This is a genomic window from Citrobacter amalonaticus Y19, from assembly GCF_000981805.1.
GTDB classification, from domain to species: domain Bacteria; phylum Pseudomonadota; class Gammaproteobacteria; order Enterobacterales; family Enterobacteriaceae; genus Citrobacter_A; species Citrobacter_A amalonaticus_C.
The window spans coordinates 1510091-1523827 of sequence record NZ_CP011132.1; the positions used below are offsets into that span (position 1 = coordinate 1510091).

The 13737-nt window shown below is 51.0% G+C and carries 13 protein-coding genes; 11 read left to right on the forward strand and 2 right to left on the reverse strand.

Annotation, left to right across the window (positions count from 1 at the left end):
- Nucleotides 1–6 precede the first annotated feature (6 nt).
- From glsB to F384_RS06985, 6 genes are all read left to right on the forward strand, one after another.
- Nucleotides 7–933 (forward strand): glutaminase B, encoded by a 927-nt coding sequence (gene glsB, locus F384_RS06960; RefSeq protein ID WP_046480798.1) that lies wholly within the window; start codon nucleotides 7–9, stop codon nucleotides 931–933.
- Entirely contained in the window at nucleotides 933–1295 is a 363-nt protein-coding gene (locus tag F384_RS06965) for a DUF4186 domain-containing protein (RefSeq protein ID WP_046480800.1), read from the forward strand. Before glsB ends, F384_RS06965 begins: the two co-directional genes overlap by 1 nt.
- Before the next feature lie 189 nt (nucleotides 1296–1484).
- A complete protein-coding gene (locus F384_RS06970) occupies nucleotides 1485–2921 on the forward strand; it encodes a diguanylate cyclase (protein WP_046480802.1) in 1437 nt (478 codons plus the stop codon).
- A gap of 74 nt (nucleotides 2922–2995) precedes the next feature.
- Nucleotides 2996–3523, forward strand: a complete 528-nt coding sequence (locus F384_RS06975) for a GNAT family N-acetyltransferase (protein ID WP_046480804.1) — start codon at nucleotides 2996–2998, stop codon at nucleotides 3521–3523.
- A 106-nt stretch (nucleotides 3524–3629) separates the two neighbouring features.
- The gene (locus tag F384_RS06980) at nucleotides 3630–5081 is read left to right on the forward strand and encodes a tagaturonate reductase (RefSeq protein WP_046480805.1); all 1452 of its coding nucleotides are present in this window, start codon (nucleotides 3630–3632) and stop codon (nucleotides 5079–5081) included.
- Between the two features lie 205 nt (nucleotides 5082–5286).
- Nucleotides 5287–6201, forward strand: coding sequence for a bestrophin family protein (locus tag F384_RS06985; RefSeq protein ID WP_046497851.1), 915 nt, complete (start codon nucleotides 5287–5289; stop codon nucleotides 6199–6201).
- A gap of 72 nt (nucleotides 6202–6273) precedes the next feature.
- On the opposite strand, the gene tam is transcribed toward F384_RS06985, so the two are convergent.
- Nucleotides 6274–7032, reverse strand: coding sequence for a trans-aconitate 2-methyltransferase (gene tam / locus F384_RS06990; protein ID WP_046497856.1), 759 nt, complete (start codon nucleotides 7030–7032; stop codon nucleotides 6274–6276).
- Nucleotides 7033–7123: 91 nt separating this feature from the next.
- On the opposite strand from tam, the gene F384_RS06995 reads away from it, so the two are divergent.
- Entirely contained in the window at nucleotides 7124–7489 is a 366-nt protein-coding gene (locus F384_RS06995) for a hypothetical protein (RefSeq protein WP_046480808.1), read from the forward strand.
- A 172-nt stretch (nucleotides 7490–7661) separates the two neighbouring features.
- On the opposite strand, the gene F384_RS07000 is transcribed toward F384_RS06995, so the two are convergent.
- Nucleotides 7662–8915, reverse strand: coding sequence for an enolase C-terminal domain-like protein (locus F384_RS07000; protein WP_046480810.1), 1254 nt, complete (start codon nucleotides 8913–8915; stop codon nucleotides 7662–7664).
- 337 nt (nucleotides 8916–9252) lie between these two features.
- On the opposite strand from F384_RS07000, the gene F384_RS07005 reads away from it, so the two are divergent.
- The 4 genes from F384_RS07005 to F384_RS07020 all read left to right on the forward strand — a co-directional run bounded on the left by F384_RS07005 (nucleotide 9253) and on the right by F384_RS07020 (nucleotide 13335).
- Nucleotides 9253–10020, forward strand: a complete 768-nt coding sequence (locus F384_RS07005; RefSeq protein WP_046480812.1) for an SDR family oxidoreductase — start codon at nucleotides 9253–9255, stop codon at nucleotides 10018–10020.
- An 83-nt stretch (nucleotides 10021–10103) separates the two neighbouring features.
- A complete protein-coding gene (locus F384_RS07010; protein ID WP_046480814.1) occupies nucleotides 10104–11465 on the forward strand; it encodes an MFS transporter in 1362 nt (453 codons plus the stop codon).
- Between the two features lie 10 nt (nucleotides 11466–11475).
- Nucleotides 11476–12525, forward strand: coding sequence for an L-idonate 5-dehydrogenase (idnD, locus tag F384_RS07015; protein WP_046480815.1), 1050 nt, complete (start codon nucleotides 11476–11478; stop codon nucleotides 12523–12525).
- A 90-nt stretch (nucleotides 12526–12615) separates the two neighbouring features.
- A complete protein-coding gene (locus tag F384_RS07020) occupies nucleotides 12616–13335 on the forward strand; it encodes a FadR/GntR family transcriptional regulator (protein ID WP_046480817.1) in 720 nt (239 codons plus the stop codon).
- The last annotated feature ends 402 nt before the right edge of the window (nucleotides 13336–13737 follow it).

The window sequence follows — 13737 nt, forward strand, 5'->3', positions numbered from 1 at the left end:
TGTGGTGTGGCAATCACCCTGGACAATTCAATTTTAGAGACCATTCTGGCGGAAGTTCGCCCGCTGATTGGTCAGGGCAAGGTCGCGGATTATATTCCTGCGCTTGCTTCGGTTGAGGGTTCCCGGCTGGGTATTGCGATTTGCACCGTGGAGGGACAACTCTGGCATGCCGGGGATGCGACAGAACGCTTTTCCATTCAGTCAATTTCGAAGGTGCTCAGTCTGGTAGTGGCGATGCGCCACTATTCTGAGGATGAGATCTGGCAACGGGTGGGGAAGGATCCGTCCGGTTCACCGTTTAATTCGCTGGTGCAGTTAGAAATGGAACAGGGCATTCCGCGCAATCCGTTTATTAATGCCGGGGCGCTGGTTGTCTGCGATATGTTGCAGGGACGACTCAGCGCACCGCGTCAGCGTATGCTGGAAGTCGTGCGCGCGCTGAGCGGCGTGACCGATATCGCGTATGATGCGGTGGTGGCCCGTTCGGAGTTCGAACATTCCGCCCGCAATGCCGCCATCGCCTGGCTGATGAAATCCTTCGGCAATTTTCACCATGACGTCACGACGGTCCTGCAAAACTATTTTCATTACTGCGCGCTGAAAATGAGCTGTGTGGAACTGGCGAAGACATTTGTCTTTCTCGCGAACCAGGGAAAAGCCTTTCATCTTGATGAGCCCGTGGTGACGCCGATGCAGGCGCGACAGATCAATGCGCTGATGGCGACCAGCGGAATGTATCAGAACGCCGGAGAATTTGCGTGGCGTGTTGGCTTACCTGCGAAGTCGGGCGTTGGTGGGGGGATTGTGGCTATTGTGCCGCATGAGATGGCGATCGCCGTCTGGAGCCCGGAACTGGACTCCACCGGCAATTCGCTGGCAGGTATTGCGGTTCTGGAACAACTCACCCAACGACTGGGACGCTCAGTGTACTGATGAACACGTTTGATCCGCTTTTTGCCCGTCTGTCGCGCTCGCCGTTTCGCTCCCGCTTTCGTCTGGGAACGAAAGAGAAACAGTATTGCTGGGATAAAGGTGCTGAGGTTATCGACAGGCATGCTGCGGATTTTGTGGCAAAACGGCTTGCTCCGGCGTTACCTGTTAATGACGGCAAGCAAACACCGATGCGCGGTCATCCGGTGTTTATCGCCCAGCATGCCACGGCAACCTGCTGTCGCGGTTGTCTTGCTAAGTGGCATAACATTGCGCAGGGACAGCCGTTGAGCGAGGCACAGCAACAATACGTGGTCGCCGTTATCCATCACTGGTTAGTTATCCAGATGAATAAACAGCAATAATTAAAGGGTTACATCCCTCCTGAAAATACCCATTTAATAATTAAGGTTAACGATTGCTGCGTTTAACAAAATAACAGGGTAACGCGGCGGGAGATGACTATCTTTGAGAATAATTCATGCTATTCTCTTAAATAATATAATCATTACCCAGAGATAATTGCCAACGGCAATTATATGGATAGATATTTAATGCACGCACTCCACATTCCACCTTTCCGGTTGTTTCTGGAAGGTCATCCACTGCGTAATGCCAGCGCTATTTTTGCTTTAACGACACTGTTCTACTTTATTGGTGCGGAACTGCGTCTGGTGCATGAGCTTTCTCTGTTCTGGCCGCTAAACGGCGTGATCGCCGGGGTTTTTGCCCGTTATGTCTGGCTTAATAAACTGCATTATTATGCCGTCAGCTACGTTGCAATGCTGGGGTATGATGCGATCACCACCGAGTGGGGCTGGGTGTCGCTTGTCATTAATCTCTCTAACATGGTTTTTATCGTGGTTGTCGCCCAACTGGTTATCCGCGATAAACGACTGGGGAAAAATAAATATGAGCCCATCAGTGCCTTACGCTTATTTAATTACTGTCTGATTGCGGCACTGCTCTGCGCAATATTGGGGGCGCTGGGGTCTGTTGGCATCGACCGACTTTCATTCTGGCCGCTGGTTGCAGACTGGTTTAGCGAGCAGTTCTCGACTGGCGTGCTGATTGTGCCCTGCATGTTGACGCTGGGGATTCCCGGTGCGGTAAAACGCTTTAAACCAGAACAACTGATGCCAGTGGTGGCGCTAATTATCTCGGTACTGGCATCGGTCATTATTGGCGGCGCCGGGAGTCTGGCGTTTCCGTTGCCGGCGCTTATCTGGTGTGCGGTGCGTTATACCCCACAGGTCACCTGTCTGCTGACCTTTCTTACCGGTGCCGTTGAAATTGTGCTGGTGGCAAATTCGATTATAAATATCGCGGTGGAGTCGCCGTTGTCTACGCCGCAGATGTTCTCAGCACGACTGGGCATTGCCACGATGGCGATTTGTCCGATTATGGTTTCGGTCAGCGTAGCGGCGATTAATTCCTTGATGAAGCAGGTTTCCCTGCGCGCCGATTTCGATTTTCTCACTCAGGTCTATTCCCGTTCCGGACTTTATGAAGCGCTGAAGCGTCAGGAATATCCGCGTTCGCAGCATATTACCGTCATGCTGCTGGATATCGACTATTTCAAGAACATTAATGACAACTTCGGCCATGAATGCGGCGATCTGGTGCTCAGCGTGTTTGCTCAGCGCATTCAACAGATTGTCGGTGACCGGGGACTGGTGGCGCGTATGGGAGGGGAAGAATTTGTCGTCGTGGTCCCTTCGACGCATCCCGAGGAGGGAATGCTGCTGGCGGAAAACATCCGTAAAGCGGTCGCGCAGCAACCCTTCACCTGGAACCAGCAGAACATCTATTTGACGGTGAGCATTGGCCTCGGGAATGGCAGTATCGGCCCCCATTTGCTGACGGACGTATTCAATAAATTGATGGTCGAAGCGGACGAGTGTCTTTACCGTTCGAAGAACGAAGGGCGTAATCGTACCAGCGCCCGCCGGACGGGCAGTGCCGTCTTCACCGAAAGCGATCTGGCATAACATTATCCTATGTCACTGCCCGTTGTGTTATCACAATGTTAAGTGCATGGTATTGTCTCCATTAAGGAGGCAATATGACCCCATCAAAACCCTGCTATGTGCTGGATGCCGGAGCCATCGAGGCAAGAATCGATGAGCTCTGTGACGTCCTGATCGACTGCGTAACGCGCGGCGCATCCGTCAGTTTTGTTTTACCGTTTGAACAGTCAAAAGCGCGTGCGTTCTGGCTTGGTGTTGCGCAAAGCGCGGACAGAGGCGAACGCGTCGTCCTTGCGGTCGACAACGCTTCTGGTGTGATTGTCGGTACGGTTCAACTCATTCTCCAGCAACCGGAAAATCAACCTCATCGCGCGGACGTCGCAAAACTTCTCGTTCACTCCAGCGCCCGTCGTCAGGGACTGGCCCGCCAGCTCATGGTGGCGCTGGAAACGAGTGCAACGCAACAGCAAAAAACGCAGCTGGTGCTGGATACCGCAACGGGAAGCGACGCAGAGTTGTTCTACCACTCTTGTGGTTGGCTCAAAGCGGGTGAGATCCCGGACTATGCGCTGATGCCGGATGGAAAGCTGAGCGGCACCACGATTTTCTATAAATCTCTATAAATAGTCGTCATGAATTGATCAAAACAGGGTTTTACTCTCGTAAAGTTTTGCTAACCTGTTCTACCAATTTAATCAGGTTGTATGACTAATCGAAAGGGAACCCATTGTGAAAACACTTAACCGTCGCGATTTTCCCGGTGCTCACTATCCTGAACGCATTATTCAGTTTGGTGAAGGTAACTTCCTTCGCGCCTTTGTTGACTGGCAAGTAGATCTCCTGAATGAACATACCGATCTGAATTCTGGTGTGGTCATTGTTCGACCTATTGAAAGTACATTCCCACCTTCACTCAGTACCCAGGATGGCCTCTACACGACAATCATTCGTGGTCTGAATGAACAGGGAGAAGCCGTCAGCGATTCACGTCTGATTCGTTCGGTGAATCGTGAAATCAGCGTTTACGGTGATTACGATGCGTTCCTGAAACTGGCGCACAATCCTGAAATGCGTTTTGTGTTCTCTAACACCACGGAAGCGGGCATCAGCTATCACGCTGGCGATAAATTTGATGATGCGCCGGCGGTAAGTTATCCGGCGAAACTGACGCGTCTGCTGTTCGAACGCTACAGCCATTTCAACGGCGCGCAGGATAAAGGCTGGGTCATCATCCCTTGCGAACTGATTGATTATAATGGTGACGCGCTGCGTGAACTGGTGCTGCGCTATGCGCAGGAATGGTCACTGCCAGCGGCATTTATTACCTGGCTTGATCAGGCAAACGTCTTCTGCTCCACGCTGGTGGACCGTATCGTCACGGGTTACCCGCGCGATGAAGCCGCACAACTGGAAGCTGACCTGGGCTATCACGATGGTTTCCTTGATACCGCCGAACACTTCTATCTGTTTGTCATTCAGGGGCCGAAATCACTGGCCGCAGAACTGCGTCTCGACAAATATCCACTTAACGTTCTGATTGTGGACGATATCAAGCCATATAAAGAGCGCAAAGTCGCCATTCTCAACGGTGCACACACCGCGCTGGTGCCGGTGGCATTCCAGGCCGGTCTGGATACGGTCGGCGAAGCGATGAATGACACAGAAATTTGTGCCTTTGTTGAAAAAGCGATTTATAACGAGATCATCCCGGTTCTCGATCTGCCGCGCGATGAACTGGAATCATTTGCCAGCGCAGTAACCGGACGTTTCCGCAACCCGTACATCAAGCACCAGTTGTTGTCGATTGCGCTGAACGGGATGACTAAATTCCGTACCCGTATTCTCCCGCAGCTACTGGCAGGGCAGAAGGCGAACGGCAAACTTCCGGCTCGTCTGACATTCGCGTTAGCCGCGCTGATTGCTTTCTATCGTGGTGAGCGTAGCGGGGAATCTTATCCGGTTCAGGACGATGCGCACTGGCTAACCCGTTTCCAGCAACTCTGGAGCCAGCATGGCGATCGCCAGATCGGTACTCAGCAACTGGTGAATGACGTGCTGGCAGTAGAAGCGCACTGGGAACAAGACCTGACGAAAGTGGCGGGGCTGGTTGAGCAGGTGACGGCCGATCTCGATGCCATTCTGGCGAAGGGAATGCGTGAAGCGGTGAAACCGCTGTGCTAAAACAGTGACCCGGCTCAGGCCGGGTTTCTTATGTTATCTTTGTAGTTACAACATACAAATTATTTAACCCATTTGCTTGTCTGTAAGTCCTGTGCTGAAAGGGCTCAGTAGTGTCATTGAAGTGACATTGTCACGTTAAACGCGCTTGAATGTTTGATCCAGATCACGTTTAATGACCGGATTCGTCTCTTTCCAGAACACCGTCATGATCGTTCGTCCGCAACAGCACTGGTTACGCCTGATATTCGTCTGGCACGGTTCCGTGTTAGCAAAAATCTCTTCCCGCTTACTGCTCAATTTTCTGTTGTCTATTGCCGTGATCGTCTTGCTGCCGTGGTATACGATGCTGGGCATCAAATTTACTCTCGCGCCGTTCAGTATTCTCGGCGTGGCGATCGCTATCTTTTTGGGCTTTCGCAATAATGCCTGTTACTCCCGTTATGTTGAGGCGCGTCAACTCTGGGGGCAACTGATGATCGCTTCCCGTTCGTTGCTGCGGGAAGTCAAAACGGTTTTACCGGATGACCGCGAGTTAGGGCAGTTTGTCCGGCTGCAAATTGCCTTTGCGCACTGTCTGCGCATGACGTTGCGGCGTAAACCCCAGGCAGAACCCTTAGCGACGTATCTTAGCGCGGAAGATCTGCAGCGCGTGTTTGCTTCTCACTCTCCGGCAAACCGCATTTTGCTGATGATGGGAGAATGGCTGGCGACGCGTCGTCGCGACGGGCAGCTCTCGGATATCTTGTTTCACAGTCTGAACAATCGGTTAAACGACATGTCCGCTGTGCTTGCCGGATGCGAAAGAATTGCCAACACGCCAGTGCCGTTTGCCTATACACTGATCCTCCATCGCACGGTTTATCTGTTTTGCATCATGCTGCCTTTCGCCCTGGTAGTTGATCTGCACTATATGACTCCCTTTATTTCGGTACTCATCTCCTACACCTTTATTTCTCTGGACGCGCTGGCAGAAGAACTGGAGGATCCCTTTGGCACGGAAAATAATGACTTACCTCTTGATGCCATCTGCAACGCTATCGAAATTGACCTCCTGCAAATGAATGATGAATCGGTCATTCCGCCGAAACGGATGCCGGATAAGCACTACCAGTTGACGTAAGGCGTGACGGGTCTGAAGAAGATGTGAAACAGGTCGCCCGCAAAGCGGCCTGTACACACTCAGTGACGGAGATCAGGACTGGCGACGCGCAACCAGAAACAGGCGGGGAAATGCCAGCAGTATCTGGCCATCTTCCTGAAGCGGGTATTGCTCCTGTAACAACTGATGATAGCGATTCAGGAACTGTTGCTGCTCGTGTTCATTCAGATCCTGCAACCAGGGGCGCAATCCCGTCGCGCTGACCCAGTCAATGATCGCCTGATGCGAACGCATCTTGTGATAATAGGTCGTGCGCCAGATGTCCACGTCGCATCCCGTCTCGCTCAGAATGTCGTAATACGCGTGAACGCCGGGCAGGGCGTCGCGACCCCGGTTCGGATAATCCTGTTCATAAGCCACTTCCCGCATCAGCACATGCGAAGGTTCAAGCATGTTATCCGGCATTTGCACGGCCAGAATGCCATCATTGTTGAGCAGGGCGACCAGTCGGGGAAACAATTCATAGTGATTGGGGATCCACTGCAGTGAGGCATTGGCGTAAATGACGTCGGGTGGTGTGACGGGCTGATACTGACGAATGTCCGCCTCGACGAAATGACAATTTGGCAGGGCATTTCTCGCCTCATCCAGCATCGCCGGGGAGGTATCTACGCCGGTAATACTCGCGCCAGGCCAGCGCTGTTGCAGTAGCGCCGTGCTGTTACCGGGTCCGCAACCCAAATCAACCACAGAAGAGACAGGCTCATGTTGAATTCTGGCCAGCAGTTCAGCGGCGGGTCTTGAGCGTTCTGCACCATATTGCATATATAGCGCCGGATTCCAGTCGGACATCATCAACTCTCCTGTGATGGGTTAGCGAAGCGGGCACAAGCGATGAACTATACTAGTTTAGTATCGCCCGCGATCGGTAAGGAAATTCCTTATGAATAAACCAGATATCAAAGGTGGCATCGACATCGCGATGAAGGTGCCATCACATCAGTATCAACAGACGATTGATTTTTATCGGAACATTATTGGGCTGCCTGAAATTACCGATAAGCCGCCAGCGGTCGGATTCGAACTCGGACCGAATAAACTCTGGATTGATGAAGCGCCGGGACTCAGTCAGGCTGAACTCTGGCTGGAATTATTCACGCCCCATTTCAGTGCCGCAGAAGAATACGTCGAACAATGTGGGGTCGTACGCTGTGATGCTGTTGAACCGTTGCCCGACGGTTTCAACGGCGGCTGGATCATGAATCCGTGCAACATCGTCCATATGCTAAGAGAGCCAGAAGCCTGGTGAGTCAGTCGTACAGGACGTACCACTACGGGAACTGATGCGGAGGCATTGCGGCAGTATGGGCCAGAGACCGTAGCAGATATATACATTGAAGAGGGAGAGTGGATGTCATGCGATGAGCAGAAGTTGAAAGACAGTTAAAACGACCCGGCAATCATCTCCGGGTCATCATTATTTACGGTCTTGAGGCCGTACCGTCAGGCGTACGAGCCATTGTCCAGGACGGGATCCCTCCCTCGCACGGATATTTTGCTGCTTTGGCTTCATCGATATCGATACCCAGCCCCGGCTTATCGTTCAGGTACGCATAACCCTGGTCTATCTCCGGGCAGCCAGGGAAGACATCGCGCAGCGCATCGTTCATTGGCGTGTACTCCTGAATGCCAAAGTTCGGCGAGCTCAAATCAAGATGCATATTAGCGCTGACCCCGATCGGGGAGATGTCTCCAGGCCCGTGCCATGCGGTACGTACGCCGTTCAGTTCGCTGTAGACGGCGAGTTTCTTCGCTGGCGTAATCCCGCCGATGGTGCTTACGTGGCAGCGAATATAGTCGATCAGTTTGTTATCGATGAGCGGCTTCCACTCATTCACATTCACAAACAACTCACCCATAGAAATGGGTGTTGAAGACTGCTGGCGCAGCATTTTCAGCCAGTCGATATTTTCCGGCGCGACCGGATCCTCAAGATAAAATAGCTGATACTGTTCGAGCGTTTTTGCCAGATTAACCGCGGTCACCGGCGTCACGCGCTCATGCACATCATGGATAAATTCGATACCAAAACCGAGTTTGTTACGCAAATGCTCGAACAGACGCGGAACGCTTTTTGCGTAAGCGTCCGGATCAAAGTAGATACCGGCCGTTTTACTTCGCGGTGAACGCTTAGGTTGAATATTCTTTGCACGCGCCAGTTGCGTGGCGATCAGTTTAAGGTCGTCGGTCCCTGCACCGCCATACATACCCATCTGACAGCGAACATACTGGTAGCCTTCTTCCATTCTGGCGCGGATGTTATCTTCCACTTCGACTTCATCGCCGCCATCAGTGTGGCAGTACAGGGGGATCCCATCGCGACATTTGCCACCCAGCAGGTCGTAAACCGGCATGCCCGCCAGCTTACCCTTGATATCCCACAGCGCCATGTCCACACCGGACAACGCATTGTTCATGACAGGTCCATTGCGCCAGTAACCACTCACTGCACCCGACTGCCAGATATCTTCAATACGCGTCGGATCTTTACCCATCAGAAAAGGGGCCATGTACTCATCGATCGCACTTTTTACCGCGAAGATACGTTGGGTAAATGTTGCGCATCCCAGACCATACAGTCCCGGCTCGTTGGTTTCAATTTTAACGACCGCCAGGTCAATTCCGCCGGGCGCCGTTAGAATCGTTTTTACATTGGTAATTTTTAGGTTACTCACTTTCACTCCTCAACTCTGCGTATTTACGGCATGTCATACTGTTAAAAACAACATTCCCATTATTTGTAAGTTGTCCTACAACTTGTTGTTGTTATATCACGCTTCCTCTGACGTGCGATACTGAAAGTGTCATTCTGTGATGATGATCAAATTGCCTGAAGCGCTGAATTTTTAACTTCATTTAACTGAATGATTTTTAACGATTTGAAGCAATTCAAATCACAACTGTTTGTGATCTTTGTTGCAAATTCATGGGTGAGATATTGATTTTGTCTGGGTGAAAATACAACCTTAAATAAGACAGTCGTCATACAAATTAATTGAGTGAGGAAACAATATGACCGCTTTATTTGACTTAACGGGGAAAACGGCACTGGTAACGGGTTCTGCGCGTGGGCTGGGGTTTGCCTACGCGGAGGGGCTTGCCGCTGCGGGCGCGCGGGTTATTCTGAATGATATTCGCGATGCACTGCTGGCAGAGTCGGTGGATTCACTGGCAAGCAAAGGCTACGACGCGCATGGGGTGGCTTTTGACGTTACCGATGAACACGCCATTGAGGCCGCCTTCAGCAAACTGGATGCACAGGGAATCGAGGTCGATATCCTGATCAATAACGCTGGCATCCAGTACCGTAAACCGATGGTCGAACTGGAGCTGGAAAACTGGCAGAAGGTTATCGATACCAACCTGACCAGCGCGTTTCTGGTCTCCCGCGCGGCGGCGAAACGGATGATTGCGCGCAATAGTGGCGGCAAAATTATTAATATCGGTTCCCTCACCAGTCAGGCGGCCCGCCCGACCGTTGCCCCGTACACCGCGGCGAAAGGGGGGATCAAAATGCTCACCTGCTCGATGGCAGCCGAATGGGCACAGTTTAATATCCAGACCAATGCCATTGGGCCGGGTTACATTCTGACAGACATGAATACGGCGCTTATCGAGGACAAGCAGTTCGACAGTTGGGTGAAAAGCAGTAACCCCTCTCAGCGTTGGGGCCGTCCGGAAGAGTTAATCGGTACCGCTGTCTTCTTATCCTCTAAAGCATCTGATTATATTAACGGGCAAATTATTTATGTTGATGGTGGCTGGCTCGCCGTACTGTAGGCCGTAAGTACTCTACTGACTCGCCTTTAAAATTCACGGCATGTGTTTATTACTCAGCATGCCGATATAACACAGGTATTATTATGAAGGCTTCAAGATCACGACTCTTTATTCTCACATTGCTGTTCATTGTGACCGCAATTAATTATATGGATCGCGCCAATCTTGCCGTTGCAGGAACGAATATCCAGAATGACTTTAGTCTGACACCAACACAATTGGGTTTGCTTTTCTCCATGTTTACCTGGGCCTATGCTGCCAGTCAAATTCCTGTCGGCTACGTCCTTGATCGCATAGGTTCACGTATTCTTTACGGTGGCGCGATTATTCTGTGGAGTATTTTTACCTTTATGATGGGATTTGCCTCACATCATTTATTCGCAACGGCGACGGCTTCATTTGCGATGTTGCTGGCCTGTCGCGCATTAATCGGTGTTGCCGAAGCGCCGTCTTTCCCATCCAATACGAAAATAATCGCCACCTGGTTCCCGGATCATGAACGCGCACGCGCCACCGCTATTTACTCCAGCGCACAATATATCGGGTTGGCCTTACTGACGCCGGCACTCTCCTTCATTGTGGCTAATTACGGTTGGGAGATGTCTTTCTACCTGTCTGGTGGCGCGGGCATCCTGTTCGGTATCTACTGGCTGCTGTACTATCGCGATCCGCAACACAGCACCACCGTGAACCAGGCAGAACTGGATTACATTAAAGCGGGCGGTGGCTATGGTTCAGCCAACCAGTCCACCGTTAACGAGAAAATCAGCTGGCATGACATTAAATTCTTTCTGAGTAAGAAGACCATCTGGGGATTGTTTATTACTCAGTTTGCCTGTTCGTCCACACTCTATTTTTTCCTGACCTGGTTTATTGTCTACCTGGAGAAAGGGCTGCACCTCTCAATTTCTAAAGCCGGTATTGGTGCCATGCTGCCCTATATTATGGCGATGTTTGGCGTTCTCTGCGGTGGCACCTTAAGCGATATGTTGCTTAAGAAGGGTAAATCCAGAACACTGGCGCGAAAATTACCGGTGATGGCGGGACTGTGTGTCACGATGATTATTGGCCTGGTCAATTTCTTTGAAGACCAACCGGTCATTGCGATTGTGATTCTGTCGGTAGCTTTCTTTGCTAATGCCTTTTCCAATCTGGGCTGGGTTGTCTGGAGTGATGTGATCCCTCGTAATTTCCTCGGCACCATGGGGGGATTTTTAAATATTTGCGGCAATCTTTCCGGGATTGTGAGTCCCATTGTCATTGGGGTTATTCTCCAGCGCACACAAAACTTCCAGTATGCCATGTGGTATATCGCAGGCATCGCCGGACTGGGCTTATTAGCCTACCTATTCCTGGTTGGCAAAATTGAAGTGATCGTTCCCGAAAAAAAGAATGCCGACACTCTGGATAAGAAAGCAACTCATCCGGCGACTGCCAACAAATAATGAGGTCATGATGAAAATGGAAAAAATAACCTGTAACGCTTGCCTGGCACATGCTGAAAAAGACGTACGTTTTGAATCACGTGAAATAGAATGTGGAGAAAATGACGTTGTTGTGAAGGTGGCCTGTGGCGGTATCTGTGGTTCTGATATTCACTACTACCAGCATGGTCGGGCAGGGATGTCGGTTCTCAAGCATCCCATGGTGATTGGCCATGAGTTTGTCGGCGTGGTCAGCAAAGTACCCGCAGGAAGCAATCTGACTGTCGGTCAGGCGGTTGCGGTGAATCCATCCTGCCCCTGCAATCAGTGCGAGATGTGCCTTTCCGGTCATCAAAACCTGTGTGGGTCCATGCGATTTATGGGCAGTGCGCAGTTTAATCCTCATGTGAATGGCGGTTTTTCTGAATTTGTGGTGGTGAAACCGGAGCAATGTGTTCCGTACGATAGCCGCATTCCTGCGAACGTGATGGCTTTTTCAGAACCGCTGGCGGTCGCTATTCACGCGGTAAAAGTGGCAGGGCAGTTGACCGGAAAACGCGTACTGGTGATAGGCGCGGGTCCCATTGGTTGTCTGATTCTTGCCGCCGCGCGCAGTACTGGCGCGTCTGAACTGGTGGCCTCCGATCTCAGTCCGCGCTGTCTGGATCTGGCACGTCAGATGGGGGCAACAGCCACGATGGATCCACGAGATGAAGAGCAGGTGGCGCATTATCAGCAACGTAAAGGTTATTTTGACGTTGTGTTTGAGGCCTCTGGCGCACCGAGCGCCGTGGCATCAACCGTGGATTTCACTCGTCCTGCCGGAACCATTGTCCAGGTAGGGATGGGGGCAAGCCCGGTCAGTTGGCCGGTCTCATCCATGCTTGTCAAAGAGATCAACTGGGTCGGTTCATTCCGCTTTATCGGCGAATTCGTGACGGCGGTTCGCTGGTTGGAAGACGGGCGTGTTGATCCTCGTCCTCTCATTAGCGCAGAGTTTCCGCCTCAGCAAATCGAGAATGCCCTGATTACCGCCACAGACAAAAATGTCTCTGCTAAGGTACTCATTCGCTTTGATTAACGCAGTGAAGCGCCCGATTGGGCGCTTTGTTCTTAAAAGTGAATTGTTATACAATGAAAAACCTGAGCGACATCGTAGCGGATACCCATCTTGAGCATAAAATCCATTCAAAAACAAAACGTTGTAAATGAAATTTATGATCAGATAAGCGGCAAACTGCTGGACGGCAGTTGGGCGCCGGGTAGCCGTCTGCCTTCAGAAGCGGAGATGACCGCCTCATTTAACGTCAGCCGGGTCAGCGTTCGCAGCGCGGTACAACGTTTTCGCGACCTGGGTATTGTGGTGACACGTCAGGGAAGCGGCAGCTACGTCAGCGAAAACTTCACCCCGCAGATGTTAAGTAACGATCCCCGCCCAATCATGCACCTCAGTCGCGAAGAGTTTCACGATATGATGATTTTCCGTCAAACTGTGGAGTTTAAATGCGTGGAACTCGCCGTCGCACACGCCACTGATGACGACATCCGTGAACTCGGCGACGCGCTGGACAATATGCTGATCAACAAGGGCGACTACAAAAAATACTCGGAAGCGGACTACGCATTTCATCTGGCGATTGTCAGGGCATCGCACAACAGCGTGTTTTATAACGTAATGTACTCAATTAAAGACATCTATTACTACTACCTTGAAGAGCTTAACCGTGCGCTGGGGATCACCCTTGAGAGCGTGGAAGCCCACATCAAAGTTTATATGTCGATTAAGAACCGCGATGCCAGCACGGCCGTAAAAGTCCTCAACGAAGCGATGTCTGACAATATTGTTGCCATCGAAAAAATGAAATCGACAGAGACATCCGGAACGAAGTGACAATCGTCAGGGGTACGTACTTTGGCGCTAACCATTCAGCCCGGCGATGTTGTACCGACGGCGCGCAATGAATTTCTGGCAATAAATTCATCTGTATAATCTTTCCTGCAAGAAATAACGAGTTCAATACTCTATCCACGCAACAAGATGTCGGGTGCGTCGGTGTTGAATGATAAGACCGGGCGCCTTATCGCAATGACCTCTCCAGATTACCGCACTGAAAGTAACCCTGTTCACTATTACATTGCTAATCATTGGATTTAACGCGGAAGCCGTAGCATCACTCGCAATAAGAATTAACTTATTGTGAGTTATGTTTGTGAATTCTCAAATATATATATTTCCTGTACATGATCTGTTACGAGGTCTCTCTGGAAATGTTATGCAAAAGGTGTATTCTTC